Here is a 20,897-nt window from a genome sequence, read left to right as displayed (position 1 = left end):
CCTGATGCTCGAGCGCATCGAATTCTGGTTCGAACGGGCACTGCGCTACCTCGCTTATGCGGGTGGCCTGGTGCTCATCGGGCTCATGTTCCTCATCGTCTACGAAGTGTTCATGCGCTATTTCTACGGCCGCCCCTTCCGGGGCGGCTTCGAAATCACGGAATTGATCATGGCCACCATCGTGGCCTTCGGCCTGCCCTACACGGCCATCTCGGGCGGCCATGTCTCGGTCGACCTCCTGTCGCGGTGGCTGGACCGGCCGGCCTGGCGCTGGCTCACCGTGCTGATCCATCTTCTGGGCGCGGGTCTGCTGGCCTTCGTGGCCTGGCGGAGCGGGTTGCATGCGCTCGCCGGCATGCGCTTCGGCGACATGACCAACATGATGCGCATCCCGAAATATCCCTTCCAGTTCGCCGTCGCCATCTCGGCGGGTCTTTTCGCGCTCGTGCTGCTGCTCGAGGCGGCCAAGGCACTGCGCCCCAAGCTTGAAACCGAGCAGGAAAGCCAATGACACCGACCATGGCGGGGCTGGTCGGCCTCGTGGCCCTCTTCGTGCTGCTTGCGCTGCGCATGCCCATCGGGCTTGCCATGATGGCCGTGGGCGCGGCCGGCATCGCGGTGCTGAATTCCCCCGCCGCGGCGATGAACGTGATGGGGCAGTTCCCCTATTCCTATTCCGCCGTCTTCACGCTCAGCGTCATCCCGCTCTTCGTCCTGATGGGCTCCTTCGCCAGCATCTCGGGCATGGGCACGGATCTCTACCGCACCGCCTATACCTGGATCGGGCATCGACGAGGCGGGCTGGCGGCGGCCACCATCCTGGCCTGCGCGGGCTTTGCCGCGCTGTCGGGCTCCTCCATCGCCGCCGCCGCGACCATGGGCAAGGTCGCCCTGCCGGAGATGGAGCGCTACAAATACGACGACAGGCTGGCCACCGGCTCGATCGCCGCCGGCGGCACGCTCGGCATCCTCATCCCGCCCTCGACCGTGCTGATCGTCTATGCGCTTCTGACCGAGCAGTCGGTCGGCCGGCTGTTTCTCGCCGGCTTCCTGCCGGGCGTTCTTCTGACGCTGCTCTTCGTCATCACCGTCTTCATCATCGCCATCCTGCGGCCGGATGCCGGCCCGCCCGGAGAAAAGCCGCCGCTGGCCGAACGCTTCAAGGTGCTGCTTCATTCAGGCGCCCTGCTCTTCATCGTCACGATCGTGCTCGGCGGCATCTATCTCGGCGTCTTCACCGTCACCGAGGCGGCAGCGGTCGGCGCCTTCCTGACCTTCCTCGACGCGCTGCGTCGCGGGCGGCTCAATGCGCATACGCTCTTCGGAGCGCTGCTCGACACGGTGCGGACCACCTCCATGGTGTTCCTCATCCTGATCGGGGCGCATTTCTTCGCCCCGTTCCTGGCGCTGACGCGCATCCCGGTGGAACTCGCGGCGATGGTGGGCGACATGGCGGTTCCGGCCCTCGTCATCCTGCTTGTGATCCTGGCGGGCTACATCGTGCTCGGCACCTTCATGGAAGGCTTCGCCATGATGGTGCTGACCGTGCCGATCGTGCTGCCCATCATCATGACGCTCGGCTACGATCCGATCTGGTTCGGCATCATCATGGTGATCGTGCTGGAGATGGGCCTGATCAGCCCGCCCGTCGGCATCAACGTGTTCATCGTCAAGGGCGTGGCGCAGCACGTGCCGCTCGGGCGCATCTATGCCGGCATCATGCCGTTCTGGCTGGCCATGGCGGTCTGCGTGCTGCTCTTGATCATGTTCCCGGACATCGCGCTGCTGCTGCCGCAGACGATGATGGGGCGCTAGCGGAGGCTGCCGCCGACGGCCCGGCAGGCGGCGCGCAGGTCGTCCAGGAATTCGGCCTGCAGCGCGGTCGGCTTCCATCCCTGGCGCGTGGTCACGCCGATCGGGCGTCTTGCACCCGGCAGGGCGACCGGCAGCATGTCGAGATGACCGGCGCCGCGCTCATAGGCGATCTGGCCGGGGGAGAGCACCGTCAGCCGGTCGCTCTCCATCAGGATGCCGCGAATGGCCACGAGCGATCCGGTCTCGATCAGGCCGAAGGGCTGCGCCAGCCCGACCTCTGCGGCGAAGCTGTCGAAGATGGTGCGTGTCGGCGTACCCTTGCGCGGCAGGACCCAGGGATAGCCGGCCAGATCGGCCGGCCTCACGTCGCCCTTGGCAAGCAGCGGATGGCCCGACCGCGCGACGATCGCCAGTCCGTCCTCGAACAGCGTCTCCTGCTCGAAGCCGCGCGGACCGGGGCTCTCGCGCAGGGCGCCCACCAGCATGTCGATCTCGCCCAGCGCCAGCGCATGGATGAGCACGTCGTAGGAGCCGTCGATCATCTCGATCGAGGCCTGCGGCCGGCGCCGGCACCAGGTGGCAAGCGTCGCCGGGATGACGCGGGTCCGCACCAGCGGCAGGATGCCGATCGCGACATGACCGTCGAAGCGGCCGTCGAGTTCGGCGACTTCCTGGTGCGCGCTCTCGAGTTCCTTCAGCGCCAGGCTGGCGGATGCGGCCAGGCCGAGGCCGGCCTGGGTCAGGCGCACGGTGCGCGGCCGCCCCTCGAAGAGGCTCATGCCCGCAATGCGCTCGATCTCGCGCGCCGCCCTCTGGACCGAAGGCTCCGCCTGGTCCAGCACGCGTGCGGCGGCCGCGAAGCTGCCGGTGCGGGCGAAGGCCGTCAGCGCGCGCAGATGGGCGATGGTCGCGTGGGTTTCCAGAAGTTCGGGCCCGCCTCCCTTGCCCGGCCGCCGCTGGGCGGCAAGCCCGGCCGCTGCCTCGCGCAGGAGGTCGAGCACCCGGTCGGCGCGGGCGGCCGTGATGTGACCGCGCGGCGTGACGAATATCCCCCCCGGCCGGCGCTCGAAGAGCTGGCCGCCGAACTGTTCCTCCAGCCCCGCGATGGCCTGGGAAGCGGCCGGTTGCGAAATGCCGACCATTTCCGCTGCCTTGGACAGGGAGTTGAGCGCGATCGCGTGCTTGAGAAGCCGGATATGGCGCAAATTGGGATAGGCGGTCATGCCTTCCTTCTACGCCGGGCAGGGTGAAGTGCAAAGATCAATGGCCGCGGGGGCGCGATGCCCCGTGGCAGGTCGCCCGTCCGGCAGATGATGGCCGGACGGGACATCCCGGCGCCAGGTCAGCTCTTGCGGGTGCGCCAGCTGTCGGCGTAGTTCTCGCGTGCTTCGCTCGCATAGGGCGTCGGCGAGACGCGGACCCTGATCTCCGCCTGCTTGTGACGCTCCGTGGAGGTCTTCTCCGTGCCGCCATCCGGCTCGCCCCAGACGAGCGTCAGCACGTCACCCTCGTTCACGTCGGCATCGACCACGCCCAGCGACAGCATGCAGCGTTCGTTGAAGGAATAGCCGTTGAACATGGACAGGCCGACATGCTTGTCGCCCATCATCACCTTGTCGAAGCTCGACGAGGCGTAGTTGGGCTGCGGCAGGTCGATCCACTTGTAGTTCTCGCCGCCGGGCTTGAAGGAGGAGTGGATGATCTTCATCAGATCCTCGTCGTTCCACTCGAAGGTGACCTTCTTGCGGGCCGGCTTGTCCTTCATGGCGACGAGCGCGTCCTTGCCGATGAAGCCGTCTTTCTTCCAGCCGATATAGAAGCCGTAACCGAGCTCGAACGGGGTGGTGTAATAGTCCTCGATATTGCGGGACACGAAGCTGCCGCCGATCGAGCCACCGGCCTCGTAGGAATCGGTGCCGAGCCATTGGCGGTATTCCGACATCATCCCGTCGCCGGAATAGATCGCCGGCAGCGGCGAGGGAATCCAGCCCGATTCCAGCGTGTTGGTGGAATAGGCGCGGCTGCCCACCCGGCGCAGATCGACACCGGCGTCGAGACCGGCCTGCAGGATGACCGACTGGATATAGGCCTTGTCCTCATAGGGACCCCAGATCTCGAGGCCCGGCGCGCCGGCCATGCCGTGGCGCAGCGCCCGCACCTTCTTGGAGCCCACATTGATCCAGTCGACATGGAAGAACTTGATCTCCTGCACCGGCCCGCCATTCATCTTTGCCAGCACCTTGTCGGCATCGGGGCCCTGGATCTGGAAGCGGTAATGGGTGCGGTAGATGGCCTTGCCGTCGGGACGCGAGTCGGAGCGCGGGTCGCGGTGGGTGCGTACGTTCCACTTGCCGAAGGCCTGCTGGAACTGGACCCAGTTGGCGGTCGGGGCGCGGCCGACGAGCACGAATTTGTCCTCGCGCTCGCGGAAGATGATCATGTCGCCGATGACATGGCCGGACGGCGTCACCGGAACGAAGTGCTTGGCCCGGTTCTGGTCGAAATTGGCGAAGGAATTGATGCCGACATGGCTCAGGAATTCGGCCGCCTGCGGACCCTCGACGATGAGTTCGTCCATGTGGTGGGTCTGGTCGAAGAGGACCGCCGAGTGGCGCCAGGCGCGCTGCTCGTCGCGCCAGTTCGTGAATTCCGGCGCCACCACGGGATAGACATACATCCCGATCTTGGAGTTGCGCAGATGGGAGACCGTGTCGCCCTTTTCCTTCAACAGTTCCTCGAGATTCCTCGGCGCCATGTCTTGACCTCCCTGACAATACAAACCGGCCGGCAGGCGCCGGCGCGATGAAACGCAGGAGCGACGAACAACGTCCTTTTCCTGCGCAATGAAGATGTATACAGTCTGTACATTGACGGCTGCGGCATCGCAATGTCACTTTCGAAATCGGTGCCGGGGCATAATCTGGAGGATCGGCCCGTATCGACCGCCCGGTCGTCGGTGTAGAAGCACCATCCGGGCTTCTGTCCCTTCCCGGTTTCTTCTTGCCCCAGTAATCTCGATGCTTCCCATGATGCTTGTCTACACCCATCCCCACCCCGGCTCTGCGGCGTCCGAACGGGAATTGCGCGCATGATCCGCGTTGCCTTCACCATCGGCGCAGGCATCGTGGCTGCGCTTCAGATCGGCAAGGCCGTCATCGCCATTCCGCTGATCCAGCAGGAACTCGGGCTGACGCTGGTCCAGACGAGCATGCTTCTGTCGCTTTTTGCGATATTCGGGGCGCTGATGGCCATGCCGGCGGGACTGGCCGCCCCGCGTTTCGGGGCGCGACGCTGCCTCGCGTTTGGCCTGATGCTTCTGGGTCTTGGAAGCCTTGCCGGCGCGATGGCCGGGTCCTTTCCGCTGCTGCTGGCCACGCGCACCATCGAGGGCATGGGCTTCATCCTTGTGGCGACTTCGGCGCCGGCACTCCTGACCCGACTGACATCGGACGAGAACCGGGCACCTGCCTTCGCGCTGTGGGGCGTATACATGCCGATCGGCATGGGCGCGATGATCCTGGCCGGCATCTTCATCGACGCCACGGGCTGGCGGGCGATCTGGCTCGTGAACGCAGCCATCGCGTTCGGTTGGATGGCGGCCACGTTCTTCCTGCTGCCCGCCGATCCCAGGGTCGAGAAGTCCACGCTGCACCAGTACGGATTTGCCGCCACGATCCGCACCTTCGCCGAGGACGGCCGCCCGTTCCTGGTGGCCGGCACCTTCTTTCTCTACGGCAATCTCTATTTCGCGGTGACGGGCCTGCTGCCGGTGTTCCTGATCGACCAGTACGGGCTTTCCACCGCCGCGATCGCGCCATTGACGGCGGCCGTCATCTTCTGCAACGGCGCCGGCAATCTGACGGCCGGCTATCTTCTGCGGCGCGGGTTTGCCTTCGACCGCATCATCGCCTGGGCGTTCGGGGCGGCCGTCGTCGCCTCGACGCTGATCTTCGTGGGGCTGGGCGGCGCGGTGCCGGTGATGATCGTGGCCTGCATCGCCATGGGCATATCCGGCCTGGTGCCCGCCAGCGTCATGTCGAGCGCGCCCACCATCGCCCGCGACATGGGCCATGTCGGCGCGATGATCGGGCTCTTCATGCAGGGCTCCACCCTTGGCCAGTTCACCGGCCCGCCCGTCATGGCCTTCATCGCCGAGCGCGCCGGCTGGCCGGTGGCCGCGCTCTTCATCGCCAGCCTCGGCATCGGCGCGATCGGCTTCATCACACTGCTGCGGCGACGCGGCCGTGTGCTCGCGGCCGAGCGCCTCGCCGGCTGACCGTGTCGATTATGAAGCGGGCCGGGAAACGAAAGTGACGCGGTGCCCTGGCCTGCCTATATTGACGGCCAATCGGAGGAAATGCACGGCGGGTCCGCAAGGGTGCGCGGTGCGGTCATGTCGCTTCCCCTCGCCGGGGTCGCGCGCGTTCAGGGAGTGAGCAGATGAACATGGTGGCACGCAACGTGGCGGCGCCCAAGGCGCCGGAGAAGTTCTTCATCGGCGGCAAGTGGCGCGAGCCCATCTCGAAGGACCGGCTGAAGATCTTCTCGCCCGTCACCGAGGAGGAGATCCTGTCCTATCCCGAGGCAGGGCGCGCCGATATCGATCTGGCGGTGGCCGCCGCGCGGGACGCCTTCGACAACGGCCCCTGGCCGCGCATGGAGCCTGCCGAGCGCGCGAAATATCTGCGCAAGGTGGCCGACCTCCTGACCGAACGTCTGGACGACATCGCCGAGGCCTGGACGCTGCAGGTCGGCGCGCCGATCTCGCTGACCAAGAAGCTGGTCGGGCAGAACCCGACGCTCTTCAACTATTATGCCGACCTGATCGAGACCTACCCCTTCGTCGACGAGCGCAAGCGCGACGATGGCGGCCGGGTGCGGGTGGTCAAGGAGCCGGTCGGCGTCTGCGCGGCGATCACGCCGTGGAACGCGCCCCTGGTGCTTCTGGCCTACAAGGTGTCGGCGGCGCTCGCCGCGGGCTGCACCATGGTCTCCAAGCCCTCGCCCGAAACCCCGCTCGAGGCCTATATCCTGGCCGAATGCATCGAGAAGGCGGGGCTGCCGGAAGGCGTGTTCAACCTGGTGCCGGCGGGGCGCGAGGGCGGCGACTACCTGATCCGCCACAAGGAGATCGACAAGGTCGCCTTCACCGGCTCGACGGCGGCCGGCAAGCACATCGCCAAGGCCTGCGCGGACCGTCTCGCGCGCGTGTCGCTCGAACTCGGCGGCAAGTCGGCGGCGATCCTGCTCGACGATGCCGACATTTCGGCCGCGCTGCCCAGCCTGATGGTCTATTCCATGCCGATTACCGGCCAGGTCTGCTTCTCGCTGACCCGCATCCTGGTGCCGGAATCGCGCGAGAAGGAATTCCTCGACGCGTATCTCGGCGCAGTGAAGAACATCAAGGTGGGTGATCCGTTCGATCCCGCGACCCAGATGGGCCCGCTCACCATGGCCAGGCAGCTGGAGCGCGTGCAGGGCTATATAGCCGCCGGACGTGCCGAAGGCGCGACGGTTGCCTGCGGCGGCGGGCGCCCCCAGGGCATGAACCAGGGTTACTTCATCGAACCCACCGTCTTCACCGACGTGACCCCGCACATGAAGATCGTGCAGGAGGAAATCTTCGGCCCCGTGGTGTCCGTGCTCACCTATCGCGACGAGGAGGAGGCGGCGCGCAAGGCCAACAATTCGGACTTCGGGCTGTCGGGTGCGGTCTACACGAAGGACCCCGAGCGCGGCTACCAGATGGCGCGCAAGGTGCGCACCGGCAGCATGACCATCAACGGCATGATCGTCGACCCCAAGCATCCTTTCGGCGGCTTCAAGCAGTCGGGCATGGGCCGCGAGGGCGGCCCGGAAGGCCTCGACAACTATGTCGAGACCAAGACGATCCACTACGCCGGCTGAGACGCAAGGCGATCATCACGAGCGGCCCGGCCACAGCTCGCGCCCCCYCCACCGCCTTCGGCGGTCCCCCTCCCCCGTAAACGGGGGAGGATTGAGGGCGCAGGCGGCCGCGACGCCGTATCCTCCCCTGCGAAGCGAGCGCATCGGTGGAGGCCGGCCGCGACGGTAAATCCTCCCCTGCGAAGCGGGGGAGGGGGACCATGCGAAGCATGGTGGAGGGGGCGCGATGCCCGAGCGCTTCGCGCTGCCGTGCGGGAAGCACCCGAGAACCCGACGCGTTCTCAGGCCAGGCGCCAGTCAGACGGGGCCGTCCGGCGGTTCATCCCCCCAACGAAAAAGCGGCCCTCCGGGCCGCTTCGTTCGTTCCATCGATGCGTCTCGCCTCACTCGGTGTGGCGGTCGACCCAGTCGACGCTGGCCTTGATGCCGCCCAGCGGGAAGATGTGGAGCTTCTGGATGAGGCTGTCGGGATTGGCCGCCATGTGGTCGGCCAGGCCTTGCGCGACCTCGGTCGGCTCATAGGGCAGCATCAGCTTGGTCAGGTCCATGGCGCGCTTCTGCAGCACCTTGAGCGAGGGGCCGACGCCGCAGGCCATGGCGAACTTGATCATGGTCTGCAGCTTGGCGGGGCCGGCGATGCCGACATGGATCGGCAGTTCGACACCGGCGGCGCGGATGCGGTTGGCCCAGTCGATGATCGGCTGCGCCTCGAAGACGAACTGGGTGGCGATCGCCATTTCGGCATCGGTCTTCTCGGAGAAGCCCTGCTTCCAGATCAGCGCCTCGTCGACCAGGCGGGTCGAGCCGTCGGCGTCGATGTCCTTGTTGCCTTCCGGATGGCCGGCCACATGCAGGCGCTTGAAACCGTGCTTGTCGAAAAGCCCGGTTTCCATCATGTCCATGGAACTGGTCAAAGTGCCGGCCGTCTTGGCGATGCCGCCGGCCAGAAGCAGCGCCTGCTCGGCGCCCGCCTCGTTGCGGTAGCGCAGGATCCACTCCTCGAGCTCGGCCGCGTCCTTGATGCCGCGGGCGGGAAAATGCGGCATGACCGCCATTCCCTCGTCGGTCAGCCGCCGGGCGGTCGCCACCATGTCGTCGAGCGACGTGCCCTCGATATGGGCTATGTATACACGAGTTCCGCGAGGCAGCAGATCGGCGAAGGATTCGATCTTGGCAGCGGTGCGCGGCATAACCTCGATGGAGAAGCCCTCCAGCGCATCCGAAAGCGTTGCTGACGTTGCCTCTTCGGCAGGGCGGGACCGGTCCAGGAATCCAAGAAGCGACATCAATGATACCTCCACAATGGACACATAATGTATACATCGTGCCCAAGACCATCAAGCGCAAAAGTTCACACGCTAATCACCAATTCGCGTGTGTCGTTCCGCCGAAATCGGTGCTGAACGCGACATCGTGATCGCGGTCCCCATCCGACTATCCGGGGCAAAAACGCTGGATGGGCGGGATACACGGCTTGCCCGCCTCGATTCCGGGTGCGAGCATCGGGCTTCCTCCCCCTCCGATTGGAAGCCGCCCATGACGAAACGCGCCCTCACCCCCGCCTCGCTTCGACCGCCCTTCGGCAATTACAGCCACGGGCTCGCGGTGCCGGAAGGCGCGCGGCTGCTGGTCACCTCGGGCCAGCTCGGCATCCGCCCCGACGACACGATCCCGCAGGATGTGAGCGCGCAGGCCGAACTCTGTTTCGAGGCGATCGGCGCGATCCTGGCCGAAGGCGGCATGGATTTCTCCGACATCATCCGCATCTCGGCCTTCGTGACGAAGCGCGAGCATTTCGCGCCCTACATGGCCGTGCGCGACCGATATGTCGGCGATCCGCTGCCGGTCTCCACGCTGATCATCGTGTCGGGCTTCACGCGGCCGGAATTCGAGGTAGAGGTGGAGGTGACGGCGGCCCGCCTGCCCGATTAGCCGGCTTCAGAAGCGCGCCATCGCCGTGCCGACCTTGTCGAGGAAACGCGTGCGCGTCTTGTCCGTGGAACGGTTCATGTCGTAATGCGCCATGAACATCACCGGCGCCAGCGGCCGTATCTGGCCGCGGATCACGCGCTTGACGATGCGCCGTGGCGGGTCGCCCAATATCCAGGCGCGGTGGCGCATCGCGCCATAGGTGAGCACCGCGCCGACCTTGCGGATGTGGTTGAGCGAGGGCGTGAGAATGCCGTCATCCATCTTGAAGGTGACGCCCGGCAGCCAGACCCGGTCGAAATAGCCCTTGAGCATGGCCGGGAAACCGAAATTCCACACCGGCGAGACGATGACCAGCGCCTCCGCGTTCAGGAGCCGCTGCACATAGGGCTCCACCAGTGTGCGGTTGTCGGGAACGTCGTGATAGGTCAGCCGGTCGTGGCGGCTGAGCACAGGGTCGAACCCCTCGGCATAGAGATCGCAATCGTCGACCTCGTGGCCGGCCGCCGCCAGGCTTTCCAGCACCTTCGCGTGAAGAGCCGCCCCGTAGCTCGATTCGACCGGGTGGGAGAAAAGGACGAGGACGCGCATCACGCGTCCATCAGCGCTTCGAGGCCGGGGAAGAGGTAGCTCTTGCCCGAGCGGAAATCGAAATCCGGGTTGTCCCAGGCGATCATCTTGCCAGGATTGAGGAGACCCTTGGGATCGGTTTCCTTCTTGAAGGCGAGCTGCACGGCATCGGTCTGCTTCATGCCGCCTTCTTCCAGCGTGTAGCGGTGCGGGTTGAAGACCGGGCAGCCATGATCCTCGTGAATGCGGATGATCTCTTCCAGCCGTTCCGCCGTCGTGTAGCGCACCAAAGGCAGGCCGGAGCACTGTACCTTGCCGGAAAAGCGGATGAACTCCAGATGTCCGGGCACCTCGTCGCCGAAGATCTCGGTCATCTGGCGCACGCGCTCGACATGGTCGGGGCCGGGATACTGCACCTGGAGATAGGTGAAGGACGGATCGATCTTCAGCGCGCGCAGCGTGGTGTGGTTCCAGCACAGCTCGAAGGCCTGCGGAATGCCCTTCATGCTCTCCACCTTGTCGGAGCGGAACAGCATCTGGCCCTTCTTCTGCGCCACAAGGGCTGCGAAATGATCCATCGAGTGCGGCGCCACCATCACCACCACGACCGACTGGCCGACATCGCGGATGAAGGGCTTGTGGCGGGTGAAATACTCGTAGGGAACGGGGGCTGCGATGGGGGCGATCTCCTTGGTCAGGATGCCGCCGGCATGGGCGAGATCGTCGGCGAAGCGCACCGCGTCCATGTAGTCGTCATAGCCGACCAGCACGTCGACCCAGTCATAGGCGGCCGTCAGCGGCATCTCCACCTCGGTGATGATGCCGTTGGTGCCATAGGCGTGGTTGACCTTCTGCAGCTCGTAGCCGGTCAGGTCGATGACGCGCGGCTCGGCCTCCATGGTGACGACCCGCAGGCGCAATATGTTGCCGATGTCGCGCAGGCCGCCCCAGTGGATCGAGCCGACGCCGCCCGACCCGCCGGCCACAAAGCCGCCGATGGTGGCGGTGTTGGCTGTGGAGGGGTGGAAGCGCAGCTCCTGGCCGGAATGGGCCCGTGTCTCGCGGTCGAGTTCTGCAATGATGGCGCCCGGCTCGCTCACGACACGGCCGGGATGGATTTCCTTGACCTTGTTCATGCGCGCCATGTTGAGCACGATGCCGCCCGAAAGCGGCATGGCCTGCCCGTAATTGCCGGTACCGGCACCGCGCGCCGTCACCGGCACGCCATGGGCGAAGGCCACCTTCAGCGTCCGGATCACCTGCTCCTCGCTCGTGGGCGAGACGATGAGATCGCCCGTCACCTGGTCGAGCTGCGCCTTCAGGATCGGCGAATACCAGTAGAAATCCCGGCTCTTGGCCTGCACCAGCTTCGGGTTGTCCTCGACCGAGATGCCGTCGAGTTCCTTCTTGATCTGCGCATAGTCGGTCATTTCGGGCACTCCAGCAGGTGGTCGAGTTCTGAGTAGTCGGGCAGCGTGCGGTCGATGGCGCGTCCGTCGCGCAGCACGACGCGGTCGGATTGCGGCCGCGACAGGAGTTCGGACCAGTCGCGCGCGCGGAAGATGACGAGGTCGGCTGGCCCATCCGCCTCGATCACGCCCAGTTCGGGGCGCCGCAGGATCAATGCCGGCGTGCGGGTGACGACGCGCGCGGCCTCGTCGAGCGGATGGTCGAGATGCAGGATGCGCACCGCCTCGCGGAAGACTTCCGCCGGGTCGAGGTCGCCATAGGCGTAGAAGGGATCGCGGGTATTGTCGGAGGAAACCGCCGTGGCGACACCCGCCGCCGCCAGTTCCTTGAACAGGGTCACCCCCCGCCAGGATGGCGTGCCGCCATTTCGGTCCTGCAGATACATGTTGCACATCGGCAGCGAGACGACGGCGAGGCCGGCTTCCGCCACCTTGTCGATGGTGCGGGCAGCGGTATCGGCATCCTGGCGCGCCAGCGAGCAGCAATGGCCCACAACCACCTGCCCTTCGTATTTGTGGCGCAGAGCCGCCTCGGCAATGGCGGCAAGCGTGCGCACTTCGGCATCCGCTGTCTCGTCGACATGCAGGTCGATGTCGAGCCCGTTGTCGATTGCCGTCCTAAACAGCAGGTCGAGCTCGGCCTCGAGGTTCGGGCCCATGCGCGTCAGGCCGCCGAGCAAGCCGCCACATTCCACGATGAGGCCCACCAGCTCGTCGAACCAGGCCTTGTCTGCGGTGGCATCCAACGGAATGAGGGCAGCCGCCTGCAGGTCGATACGGCCCTTCCACGCTTCCCGCATCTCGGCGAAAACGGGCCAGGAGATGCGGTGCTGGGGCCCAAGCGAATCGAGATGCGTGCGGATCAGCCGCGTGCCGTGCGCATAGGCGCAGCGCAGCGAGAAATCCATGCGCGCGCGCACGTCCTCGGCGCTCCAGTGCCTGTCGCGGTCGCCCCGCACCGCCTCCAGCGCGCCCTCGAAACTGCCATCGGGGTTGGGGCGGCGGCCCCAGATATGACCCTTGTCGAGATGGGTGTGCATGTCGGTGAAAGCGGGCCAGACCTGCGCGCCCTTCAGGTCGACGGCCTCGATCTCGGGCGAGGCCGCGCCGGGTGTCGCCACCATCGCGATCCGCCCGTCCGAGATGACGATGTCGGCCCGCACCAGCCCTTCACGGGAGGGCCCGGAAATGCCCGGCACGCAGATCGCCGGCAGGGTTGCATTACGCAGGCAGAATGTCTCGGTCTGCGGCGGGTCGATGAATGAGGCGATCATGGTTGTCCGGTCTAGTTCTCTCGGCGCACGCTGCTCTCGTGCCAGCGATGCAGCGCGAGCCAGGAAATCAGGGTGGTGACCGCGAAGATCGCAATGCCGAGCAGAGACAACAGGATGAGCGCGGCGAAGAGGCGCGGAATGTTGAGCCGGAACTGGGATTCCAGCAGGCGGAAGGCAAGGCCGGATTCGGCACCGGCCGACCCTGCGGCGAACTCCGCCACCACGGCAGCGATCAGCGCGAGACCGCCGCCGATGCGGAGGCCGGCCATGAAATAGGGCTGGGAGGCGGGCAGCTTGAGATAGAGCAGGGTCTGCCAGCGCGACGCGCCGTAGAGCTCGAACAGGTTGAGCAGATTGTGGTCGACGCTCTTCAGCCCCTGAACCATGTTGGACAGGATCGGGAAAAACGCGACCAGGAAAGCGCAGATGAGAAGCGCGGCCTGCGTGCTGGGTGCGTAGATCAGGATCAGCGGCGCAATGGCGATGATCGGGGTGACCTGCAGGATGACCGCGATCGGATAGAAGGCGAGCTCCACCCATTTCGACTGGACAAGGAAGATCGCGAAGCCGACCCCGCCGATCAGCGCCAAAGCGAGCGCCATGAAGGTGATCTTGGTCGTGATCATCATGGCCGGCCACAAAGTGCCCCAGTCCTCGATGAGCGCCTGGATCACCCTTGGCGGGCTGGGCAGGATGTAGGGGGGCAGGTTGTTGATCACCACGATGGCGTGCCAGATGGCGACCACCGTGCCGAGCACGGCGAATGGCATCACGATGCGCAGGAGCTTCTCGGACAGGCTGGTGCGCGGGATGAGCACGGCGACCGCGCTGTCGGTGCCGGCTTCACTCGAGGCGACCGGCGTTCCCTTTTCGATGCGGCTGAGGTCATTCATGGTCCGCGCCTCCGACAGAGATGGCCTCGAGAAGCGTGCGCGAGACCAGCGCACTTGAGGCCTGGAATTCCTCCGACGAGCGAAAGTGCACGTCGCGTTCCTCGGCTTCCGGCATGGCGAGATCGCGGTAGACCTCGCCCGGGCGGGCACGCATGACGACGATGCGATTCGACAGATAGGTGGCCTCGTAGACCGAGTGCGTGACGAAGATGACCGTGACGCCGGAACGCTGCCACAGGCGGCGCACATCGTCATTGAGCTTCTGGCGGGTGATCTCGTCGAGGGCGGCGAAAGGCTCGTCCATCAGGAGCAGTTTGGGGCCGGTGATGAGCGCGCGGGCTATGGAGACGCGCATCTTCATGCCACCCGACAGTTCGCGCGGATAGGCATTGGCGAAATCGGCCAGGCCGACCATGGCCAGCGTCTCCATGATCCGCTCGCGCGAGCCTGCCTTGGTCTTGCCCTGAAGCCTGAGCGGCAGGAACACGTTGCCGAACACGGTCTGCCACGGCATCAGCGTCGGTTCCTGGAAGACGAAGCCGACATCGCCTTCCGGCAGGCCGCGCGAATTGATGCGTGAACTCGGCCAGTCGATCGTTCCGGAGGACGGGCGGCCGAGCCCCGCGATGATGCGCAATGCGGTGGACTTGCCGCAGCCCGACGGCCCGAGCAGGCTGACGAATTCGCCCGCGCCGATGTCCATCGACATGTTGGAGAGCGCCAGCGTGCCGTTGGAGAAGACCTTGGTGACCGAGCGCATCTTGACGACGAGGCGGCCCTTGCCCGGTTGCTGGTCGTAGATCGGGTCCTGCTCGCGGACCGTGGCCATGGCGGCGGTCATGTGGCTTCCTTCATGTGGCGGTTCCGGCGGAGGCCGCCGGAACCTTCTGGGTGTGTCCCCCGCCCTTTCGGTGCGCGAGGCCAGCGGCTCAGCCTTGCTCCGGCTTCAGATCCATGCCGACGCCCTTGCACACAAAATCGGTGGTGAAGGCCTGGGTGTAGTCGAGAGAGGCTTCGAGCACGCCGATCCCGACCATGGTGTCGAAGAACTGCTTGTAGCGCTCGTCGACCTGGCAGCCGATGCCCGCTTCCAGCGCCTCGCCGGATTCGATGATGCCGAATTCCTTCAGCTTCTCCAGCGAGTAGGCCAGCTGGCCATCGGTCATTTCGGGATTGTCGGCCTTGATCAGCTCGTTGGCGGCGGCATTGTCGCCATAGAGATAATTGTACCAGCCCACGATCGAAGCATCGACGAAACGCTGCACGAGGTCGGGATTCTCCTCGACCAGCGAGACCTGGGTGGTGATCATCGTCGAATAGGAGGAATAGCCCTCGTCATCGAGCAGGAAGACGGTCGGCGCCCAGCCCGTCTGCTGCTCGATCGCATAGGGTTCCGACGTCAGGTAGCCCTGCTGGGCTGAGTTGGTGTCGGCCAGGAAGGGGCCGGGGTTGAACTGGTAGGGCTTGTACTGCTCGTCGCGGAAGCCGACGTCGCGCGCCTTCATCCACTCGAAATAGGTGATGAAGCCGTCGGCGCCCATGAAGATGGTCTCGAGCTCGGCGAGATCGTCGAACTCCTCGATGCCCTGGTCGGGATGGGCAAGCAGGATCTGCGGGTTCTTCTGGAAGATGGCCGCGACATTAATGGTCGGGATGCCCTGCTTGACGGCGTCGAAGGCGTCCATCGTGCCGCCCATGTAGAAATCGATGCGGCCGGTGGCCAGCAGCTGGCGGTTGGGCGATTGCGGCCCGCCCTGCACGATTGTCACGTCGAGGCCGTATTCCTCATAGGTGCCGTCGGCGACGGCCTGATAGAAACCGCCATGCTCGGCCTGGGCGCGCCAGTTCGTGCCGTAGGTGACTGCGTCGAGTGCCAGGGCGGGCAGGCTGGACAGCGCGGTGGCCGACAAGGCCAGGGCGGCGATGGTTGCGTGGATGCGTAGCTGTTGGCTCATTTGACGTTCCCCTTGAAGGTCGCAGCCGGGATGCCGGAGCTGCCTTGGCCCTGATATTGAGCCTTGCGGACGCGTCCCGAAAAGCACCAAATTTCGCACGTATTGCTGCCTTCAAGGCATCGATGTATGTTTTATGTGCACCTGCTTCCCATGCACGCAATTTCATCAAGCGAGCGCCATGCTGCATTCCCGGAAACTTCGCTACATCGACGAGATCGCGCGCTGCGGCTCGATCCGCAAAGCCGCCGCGCGGCTCAACGTCGCCTCCTCGGCCGTCAACCGGCAGATCATCGCGCTGGAGGAGGAGATCGGCGCGCCGATCTTCGAGCGCCTGCCGCGCGGGCTGAGGCTGACGGCGGCCGGCGAGCTCTATGTCGAGCACATACGCGAGGTGCTGAAGGCCTATGGCAAGCTGGAAGCGCGCCTGCGCGGCCTGAAGACGCCGCAGGCCGGCAAGGTCACGCTGGTGACGACGGTCGGGCTTGCGGCCGGGCCGCTGGCGGGCATCCTGTCACGTTTCGTCGACGAGCATCCGCGCATCCATGTCCGGCTTCGCAATGACGGGCCGGCCACCGTGCCGGCGGCGCTGCAATCGGGCGAGGTGGATATCGGCCTCGGCTTCAACCTGCCGGCCACGCCCGGCCTGCGCACCATGGCGAGTTTCGAACTGCCGCTCGGCGCGGTGGTGGCGGCCCGGCATCCCCTGGCGCGCCAGAAGACGGCCAAGCTCGCCGACCTGATGGGCGCGCCGCTGGTGCTGGCGCAAAGCGGCAGCAGCCTGCGCGACATGATCGATCTGGCGCTGGCGCCGCTCGGCCTGCCCATCGAGCCGCTGGTGGAGACCAATTCGATGGAGATGTTGAAGAAGCTGGTCAGGAACGGCACCGGCATCTCCTTCATGAACCCGCTCGACATCCTGACCGACATGCAGGAGGGCGACCTCGCCTTCCTGCCCTTGTCGGACACCCATGTGCGCAACCAGCCGCTGAAGCTGGTCTCGCGCGTCACCTCGGCGCTCGACACGGCGACCAGCCAGTTCGTGGAATATCTGCTTGCCCGTCTCAACGAGACGATCGAGGAGTTGAGCGCGGCCGGCTGGCAGATCCGGCCCGTGCCGGAGCCGGCCGGGCTTCAGCCGGTATAGAGGTTGGCGAGCGGGTAGCGTTCGACCTCGCGCAGGAGCTCGATGAAGCCCCAGGCATTGTGCTCGGCCATGAGCCGGCCCTTCGCCGCGGTCGCCCGGCTGGCGTCGCCCATCACCCCATGCGGGTTGAGGTCGTGCGCGATCCAGGCCAGCGCATGCGGCCCGGTGGGGAAGATGTGGCGGTATTCGCCCTTGATGCATTCGGCATGCGAGGTGAAGTCGCGCGCCTTGTCCATGCGCACCAGCTCGGGGCGGAAATGCAGCATCAGCGAGGTCTCGCCGTCGCCGCCATGGATGCCGAACATGCGCTCGCGCTCGTCCAGCAGGCCGTCGGGGACGCCGAAGCGGCCCCACTGCGTGGAGACCACCATCATGGCGTGGCGGACGCGCAATTCGCGCGCCACGATGCTCATGATGTCGACATTGCCGCCATGCGAATTGACGATCACCATCTTGCGCAGGCCGGCCTCGGCCACCTTGGCGCCGATCGCCGTCCAGGCGCGGATCAGCATATCGGCCTCGAACGACAGCGTCCCCGGCCCGAAGACATGCTCGTTGGCCTTGCCGATCTCCTGCGTCGGCAGCACCAGCACCGAGAGTTCGTCGGGCAGTTGTCGCCGCACCTCCGCCATCATGCCATTGGCGATCGCCACGTCGGTGGCGAGCGGCAGATGCGGTCCGTGCTGTTCGGTGGAGGCGATGGGCAGGATGGCGATGGTGGTGTCGGGCGAGATGTCCTCGAAATCGTAGGTGTTCATCTCGTTCCAGAAAAACGGCTTGCCCATCTCGTGCCCTTCATTGCGGTATCGTCCCGCCAGTTAGGTCACGGCCGCGCTCTGCGAAAAGCACCAAATTGGGCACGGCGCGCTGCCTTTTGGGCAGCGCGCCGTGGGCTCTTGGCGGCTCAGGCGCTGCGCGCCCAGCTCTTGAGGCTGACCCAGGTGCGCCGGTCGAGCGTGTAGCGCTCCACGGCGACCCGTCCTGCGATCAGCGTATCCAGCAGGCCCTGTCCCGAATGCTGGAAGCCGCATTTCTGGATGACGCGGCGCGAGGCGGCATTGATGGGCCGGCAGCCCGCATGCAGCACGTCGATCTCCGTGGCGCGGAAGGCGAGGTCGACCAGCGCATGGGCCGCCTCGGTGGCGTATCCGTTGCCCCAATGCGGCTCGCCGATCCAGTATCCGACCTCCAGCGTGCCGGCACCGGCGCGCGAGGGCATCAGGCCGGCGGCGCCCACGAATGCGCCATTGTCGGCCAGCGTCACCGCATATTGGCATTCGCCGTTCTGGGCGACCTTGCCGGAGATGAAGGCATCGGCTTCCGCCTCGCCATAGGGATGCGGCATGCGCGCCAGCATCTCGGCCACCCGGCGGTTGCCGGCCAGTTCAATCAGGTCGGATTTGTCGTCCACATGTGGCGGGCGCAGCACCAGCCTTTCGGTGACCAGCACCGGACAATCGATGAGGAGCCGACAGTCCTCCTCCGTGTCTTCACTCTCCAGAACCATGGTGTCTTCCTCTCCAGGCAAACGAAAAAGGGGAGATGGCGGCCCATCTCCCCTGATGTTTTTCCTGGCTTGCCAGACACCGGTCCCCGAGATGGGTCGCCGGTGTTGTCTCGCGGAACCGGCTACTCCGCTGCTTCGGCCATGGCCGCGACCGATACGTAGGTTCGGCCGTTCGCCTTGCGGGCGAAGGACACGGTGCCATTGCCGAGCGCGAACAGGGTATGATCCTTGCCCATGCCGACATTGGCGCCCGGGTGCCATTTGGTCCCGCGCTGACGAATAATGATGTTGCCGGCGATGACCTGCTCGCCGCCGAACTTCTTGACGCCAAGGCGCTTGGATTCGGAATCGCGACCGTTGCGCGAAGAACCGCCTGCTTTCTTGTGTGCCATCTCAAAACTCCTTTGCGCTCTTCTGGCGCTCGAATCTCAGCTATTATGGGTGCTGTCGCGCCCGACTTCCACCCGAAAAGCGAATCCTGTCGCCAACTCCTGCCAGAGGCTTCGGGTCAAGCCCCTGAGGCGGCGGGCCTGGGCCCGCCGACGATCCCGTTTACTTCAGTTCCTTGGCCTGGTCGCGCCACTCGGTGATCTGCTCGGCCGAGAAGGGGATGGCCTCGGCCAGTTCGCCGATCTTCTTGTCGGTCAGCTTTGCCATGTCGGCATAGGAGCCGATGCCCTGTTCGGCGAGCTGCTCGGCGGCCTTCGGGCCGATGCCCTTGATCGCGGTCAGGTCGTCGCCGGCCTTCTTGTCGGCCTTCTTCGGCGCTGCCTTGGCCTCGCTCTTGGCCTCGGTCGCCTTGCTCTCGGTATCGGCGCCCTTGGTCTCGGCGGCCTCGTCCTTGGCCTTCTTCTTCGGCGCCGGCTTGGCGGCGGCCTTCTTGGAAGGCTTGGCACCGTCGAGCAGGATCTCGGAGATCCGCACCGTGGTCAAAAGCTGCCGGTGGCCGCGCTTGCGGCGCGAATTCTGGCGGCGGCGCTTCTTGAAGGCGATGACCTTGGGGCCACGGCCCTGTTCCACCACCTCGACGGCGACCGATGCGCCATCGACCAGCGGGGCGCCGATCGACACCTTGTCGCCTTCGCCATGCGCCAGCACTTCGCCGAGCTGCACGATGTCGCCCACTTCGCCCGCGATGCGGTCGATCTTCAGAACGTCTTCGGCGGCAACGCGGTACTGCTTGCCTCCGGTCTTGATGACTGCGAACATTTTTTTGCCTTTCGCTGTTCGTCCGACCTCTTGGCGCAGCTGCGCCGGGGTCGTCTTCTTGTCAGTCGTTGCGGTTGTCAGCTCATGTCCCGGCGCGCATGGCGGCCAAAGACGAGCCGGCGCGGAGTCCTCCCCACGCCGGCACGGTCGGGCACATAGCCGGGAAAGGCGGGAGAGTCAAGGAAGGGAGGCTGCCCGGGGGCGTTTCCATGGGTTGGGGAATTCGATCGCTCGGCGGTTGTCGCCCGCCGCCTCGGTCAACAGTACCCTGTTCGGCTCAAACAATCCCGGGGCGCGAAGCGAACCCGGGATCCGGACCCGGATGGTCGATGGATCGCGCGCCCCCCGTCTTCGTCATCCTAGGGCGAAGCAGGCCGAAGGCCGTCGCGCAGACCCTGGGATCCATGCCTGAACGGCACATGCCGCGCGCGGCTTACCCCTCATCCGTCTCGGCGCTGACGCACCGATCCACCTTCTCCCACAAGGGGAGAAGGGGACGCCCGCATCGACAGTTCCGCCAATCGCCGACATCGGCGATTTTCAACAGGCGCTGACGCAGCGCGACTCCCTTCTCCCCTTGTGGGAGAAGGTGGCCGACAACGAGCCGTGAGCATGGCGAACGGCGAGGCAGGAGGTCGGATGAGGGGTCTGCGCCATCCATTCCGCCCTCGTGGTTCGAGGCTGCGCCTCCGCTTCGCTGCGGCTTCGCACCTCACCATGAGGGCTGCCGGCGCGGCCCGCTTCGGCTGTAGCTCCCCTGGCTAGCGTCTGAGCGAGCCCAAAAGCCCGGCGCCCACATCTCCGCCCTCATCCTGAGGTGCGCAACCTCCAACCCTCATCCTGAGGTGCAGAGCGCAGCGGAGCCTCGAAGGGCGAGGGCCAGCCAAGCCAGCTATTTCTCCGCCCCCTCTTTTTTTTGACGCCATCTATCCACACCCCCAACCATCGCCCCCATACTCCACCCGCCCAACCAACGGAGGCGGCAATGGACGGAACTGCGGCAATCGAGGCGAACCGGCAGGCACTCATCCGCATCGTCGCCATGCTGGTCGAGATGGCCGGGCTGGCGCAACCTCTCACCTCCCCCTTGATGGGGGAGGTCGCGACGCAGTCGCGGGAGGGGGTGACCTTGAGGTCGCAACCCCCACCCGACGCTTCGCGTCGACCTCCCCACAAGGGGGAGGTAGAGCTCCGCGCGACCCTCCCCCGCCTGCTCTGGCGCGCG

Annotated in this window: 19 protein-coding genes and 1 pseudogene; 7 read left to right on the top strand and 13 right to left on the bottom strand. The window is 65.8% G+C overall.

What is annotated here, in order from left to right:
- Positions 1-4: 4 nt before the first annotated feature.
- Together GRZ55_RS20250 and GRZ55_RS20245 are read left to right on the top strand one after the other, a co-directional pair.
- Positions 5-511 (top strand): TRAP transporter small permease, encoded by a 507-nt coding sequence (locus tag GRZ55_RS20250; protein WP_169288778.1) that lies wholly within the window; start codon positions 5-7, stop codon positions 509-511.
- Entirely contained in the window at positions 508-1,815 is a 1,308-nt protein-coding gene (locus tag GRZ55_RS20245) for a TRAP transporter large permease (protein ID WP_169288777.1), read from the top strand. Before GRZ55_RS20250 ends, GRZ55_RS20245 begins: the two co-directional genes overlap by 4 nt.
- Here the strand turns inward: GRZ55_RS20245 and GRZ55_RS20240 are convergent.
- Together GRZ55_RS20240 and GRZ55_RS20235 are read right to left on the bottom strand one after the other, a co-directional pair.
- A complete protein-coding gene (locus tag GRZ55_RS20240) occupies positions 1,812-3,038 on the bottom strand; it encodes a LysR substrate-binding domain-containing protein (RefSeq protein WP_169288776.1) in 1,227 nt (408 codons plus the stop codon). The genes GRZ55_RS20245 and GRZ55_RS20240 overlap by 4 nt on opposite strands.
- 119 nt (positions 3,039-3,157) lie before the next feature.
- Positions 3,158-4,570, bottom strand: a complete 1,413-nt coding sequence (locus GRZ55_RS20235) for an aminomethyl transferase family protein (protein ID WP_169288775.1) — start codon at positions 4,568-4,570, stop codon at positions 3,158-3,160.
- Between the two features lie 333 nt (positions 4,571-4,903).
- Here GRZ55_RS20235 and GRZ55_RS20230 point away from each other — a divergent pair, with 333 nt between their 5' ends.
- Both GRZ55_RS20230 and GRZ55_RS20225 read left to right on the top strand, forming a co-directional pair.
- Positions 4,904-6,091 carry a CynX/NimT family MFS transporter gene (locus tag GRZ55_RS20230; RefSeq protein ID WP_169288774.1) on the top strand — a complete coding sequence of 396 codons (1,188 nt, stop codon included), beginning with the start codon at positions 4,904-4,906 and terminating at the stop codon, positions 6,089-6,091.
- A gap of 164 nt (positions 6,092-6,255) precedes the next feature.
- Positions 6,256-7,722, top strand: coding sequence for an aldehyde dehydrogenase (locus GRZ55_RS20225; RefSeq protein ID WP_169288773.1), 1,467 nt, complete (start codon positions 6,256-6,258; stop codon positions 7,720-7,722).
- A 383-nt stretch (positions 7,723-8,105) separates the two neighbouring features.
- Here the strand turns inward: GRZ55_RS20225 and GRZ55_RS20220 are convergent, their stop codons facing one another.
- Positions 8,106-9,008, bottom strand: a complete 903-nt coding sequence (locus GRZ55_RS20220; RefSeq protein WP_246734900.1) for a methylenetetrahydrofolate reductase — start codon at positions 9,006-9,008, stop codon at positions 8,106-8,108.
- Positions 9,009-9,258: 250 nt separating this feature from the next.
- Here GRZ55_RS20220 and GRZ55_RS20215 point away from each other — a divergent pair, with 250 nt between their 5' ends.
- The gene (locus tag GRZ55_RS20215; RefSeq protein WP_169288772.1) at positions 9,259-9,654 is read left to right on the top strand and encodes a RidA family protein; all 396 of its coding nucleotides are present in this window, start codon (positions 9,259-9,261) and stop codon (positions 9,652-9,654) included.
- Positions 9,655-9,660: 6 nt separating this feature from the next.
- Here GRZ55_RS20215 and GRZ55_RS20210 read toward each other — a convergent pair whose 3' ends face one another.
- From GRZ55_RS20210 to GRZ55_RS20185, 6 genes are all read right to left on the bottom strand, one after another.
- Positions 9,661-10,242 carry an NAD(P)H-dependent oxidoreductase gene (locus tag GRZ55_RS20210; RefSeq protein ID WP_169288771.1) on the bottom strand — a complete coding sequence of 194 codons (582 nt, stop codon included), beginning with the start codon at positions 10,240-10,242 and terminating at the stop codon, positions 9,661-9,663.
- Entirely contained in the window at positions 10,242-11,651 is a 1,410-nt protein-coding gene (locus GRZ55_RS20205) for an FAD-binding oxidoreductase (protein ID WP_169288770.1), read from the bottom strand. The genes GRZ55_RS20210 and GRZ55_RS20205 overlap by 1 nt, the downstream gene beginning before the upstream one ends.
- Positions 11,648-12,964, bottom strand: coding sequence for a cytosine deaminase (locus GRZ55_RS20200; protein ID WP_169288769.1), 1,317 nt, complete (start codon positions 12,962-12,964; stop codon positions 11,648-11,650). Before GRZ55_RS20200 ends, GRZ55_RS20205 begins: the two co-directional genes overlap by 4 nt.
- An 11-nt stretch (positions 12,965-12,975) precedes the next feature.
- Positions 12,976-13,857 (bottom strand): ABC transporter permease, encoded by an 882-nt coding sequence (locus GRZ55_RS20195; RefSeq protein WP_169288768.1) that lies wholly within the window; start codon positions 13,855-13,857, stop codon positions 12,976-12,978.
- Positions 13,850-14,686: an ABC transporter ATP-binding protein gene (locus tag GRZ55_RS20190; protein ID WP_246734902.1), complete on the bottom strand. Its 837-nt coding sequence runs from the start codon at positions 14,684-14,686 to the stop codon at positions 13,850-13,852. The genes GRZ55_RS20195 and GRZ55_RS20190 overlap by 8 nt, the downstream gene beginning before the upstream one ends.
- Positions 14,687-14,786: 100 nt before the next feature.
- Positions 14,787-15,812 (bottom strand): ABC transporter substrate-binding protein, encoded by a 1,026-nt coding sequence (locus GRZ55_RS20185; protein WP_169288767.1) that lies wholly within the window; start codon positions 15,810-15,812, stop codon positions 14,787-14,789.
- 178 nt (positions 15,813-15,990) lie between these two features.
- On the opposite strand from GRZ55_RS20185, the gene GRZ55_RS20180 reads away from it, so the two are divergent.
- Positions 15,991-16,956 (top strand): LysR family transcriptional regulator, encoded by a 966-nt coding sequence (locus GRZ55_RS20180; protein WP_169288766.1) that lies wholly within the window; start codon positions 15,991-15,993, stop codon positions 16,954-16,956.
- On the opposite strand, the gene GRZ55_RS20175 is transcribed toward GRZ55_RS20180, so the two are convergent.
- From GRZ55_RS20175 to rplU, 4 genes are all read right to left on the bottom strand, one after another.
- Positions 16,944-17,741, bottom strand: coding sequence for a creatininase family protein (locus tag GRZ55_RS20175; protein WP_169288765.1), 798 nt, complete (start codon positions 17,739-17,741; stop codon positions 16,944-16,946). The two genes, GRZ55_RS20180 and GRZ55_RS20175, sit on opposite strands and share 13 nt — an antisense overlap.
- 119 nt (positions 17,742-17,860) lie before the next feature.
- On the bottom strand, positions 17,861-18,463 hold the full coding sequence (locus tag GRZ55_RS20170) for a GNAT family N-acetyltransferase (protein ID WP_169288764.1): 603 nt from the start codon (positions 18,461-18,463) through the stop codon (positions 17,861-17,863).
- Positions 18,464-18,585: 122 nt separating this feature from the next.
- A complete protein-coding gene (gene rpmA, locus GRZ55_RS20165) occupies positions 18,586-18,855 on the bottom strand; it encodes a 50S ribosomal protein L27 (protein WP_169288763.1) in 270 nt (89 codons plus the stop codon).
- A gap of 160 nt (positions 18,856-19,015) precedes the next feature.
- Entirely contained in the window at positions 19,016-19,672 is a 657-nt protein-coding gene (rplU, locus tag GRZ55_RS20160; RefSeq protein ID WP_169288762.1) for a 50S ribosomal protein L21, read from the bottom strand.
- Between the two features lie 985 nt (positions 19,673-20,657).
- Here rplU and GRZ55_RS20155 point away from each other — a divergent pair.
- Positions 20,658-20,897: pseudogene (locus GRZ55_RS20155) on the top strand (hypothetical protein); the annotation flags it as partial.

It is taken from the genome of Chelativorans sp. ZYF759 (assembly GCF_012911015.1).
Classification (GTDB): domain Bacteria; phylum Pseudomonadota; class Alphaproteobacteria; order Rhizobiales; family Rhizobiaceae; genus ZYF759.
This window is presented reverse-complemented; position numbering and strand designations above follow the sequence as displayed.

Coding starts and splice junctions, on each gene's coding strand:
- GRZ55_RS20250 (WP_169288778.1), top strand. CDS start 5: ATGCTCGAGCGCATCGAATTCTGGTTCGAACGGGCACTGCGCTACCTC.
- GRZ55_RS20245 (WP_169288777.1), top strand. CDS start 508: ATGACACCGACCATGGCGGGGCTGGTCGGCCTCGTGGCCCTCTTCGTG.
- GRZ55_RS20240 (WP_169288776.1), bottom strand. CDS start 3,038: ATGACCGCCTATCCCAATTTGCGCCATATCCGGCTTCTCAAGCACGCG.
- GRZ55_RS20235 (WP_169288775.1), bottom strand. CDS start 4,570: ATGGCGCCGAGGAATCTCGAGGAACTGTTGAAGGAAAAGGGCGACACG.
- GRZ55_RS20230 (WP_169288774.1), top strand. CDS start 4,904: ATGATCCGCGTTGCCTTCACCATCGGCGCAGGCATCGTGGCTGCGCTT.
- GRZ55_RS20225 (WP_169288773.1), top strand. CDS start 6,256: ATGAACATGGTGGCACGCAACGTGGCGGCGCCCAAGGCGCCGGAGAAG.
- GRZ55_RS20220 (WP_246734900.1), bottom strand. CDS start 9,008: ATGTCGCTTCTTGGATTCCTGGACCGGTCCCGCCCTGCCGAAGAGGCA.
- GRZ55_RS20215 (WP_169288772.1), top strand. CDS start 9,259: ATGACGAAACGCGCCCTCACCCCCGCCTCGCTTCGACCGCCCTTCGGC.
- GRZ55_RS20210 (WP_169288771.1), bottom strand. CDS start 10,242: ATGCGCGTCCTCGTCCTTTTCTCCCACCCGGTCGAATCGAGCTACGGG.
- GRZ55_RS20205 (WP_169288770.1), bottom strand. CDS start 11,651: ATGACCGACTATGCGCAGATCAAGAAGGAACTCGACGGCATCTCGGTC.
- GRZ55_RS20200 (WP_169288769.1), bottom strand. CDS start 12,964: ATGATCGCCTCATTCATCGACCCGCCGCAGACCGAGACATTCTGCCTG.
- GRZ55_RS20195 (WP_169288768.1), bottom strand. CDS start 13,857: ATGAATGACCTCAGCCGCATCGAAAAGGGAACGCCGGTCGCCTCGAGT.
- GRZ55_RS20190 (WP_246734902.1), bottom strand. CDS start 14,686: ATGGCCACGGTCCGCGAGCAGGACCCGATCTACGACCAGCAACCGGGC.
- GRZ55_RS20185 (WP_169288767.1), bottom strand. CDS start 15,812: ATGAGCCAACAGCTACGCATCCACGCAACCATCGCCGCCCTGGCCTTG.
- GRZ55_RS20180 (WP_169288766.1), top strand. CDS start 15,991: ATGCTGCATTCCCGGAAACTTCGCTACATCGACGAGATCGCGCGCTGC.
- GRZ55_RS20175 (WP_169288765.1), bottom strand. CDS start 17,741: ATGGGCAAGCCGTTTTTCTGGAACGAGATGAACACCTACGATTTCGAG.
- GRZ55_RS20170 (WP_169288764.1), bottom strand. CDS start 18,463: ATGGTTCTGGAGAGTGAAGACACGGAGGAGGACTGTCGGCTCCTCATC.
- rpmA (WP_169288763.1), bottom strand. CDS start 18,855: ATGGCACACAAGAAAGCAGGCGGTTCTTCGCGCAACGGTCGCGATTCC.
- rplU (WP_169288762.1), bottom strand. CDS start 19,672: ATGTTCGCAGTCATCAAGACCGGAGGCAAGCAGTACCGCGTTGCCGCC.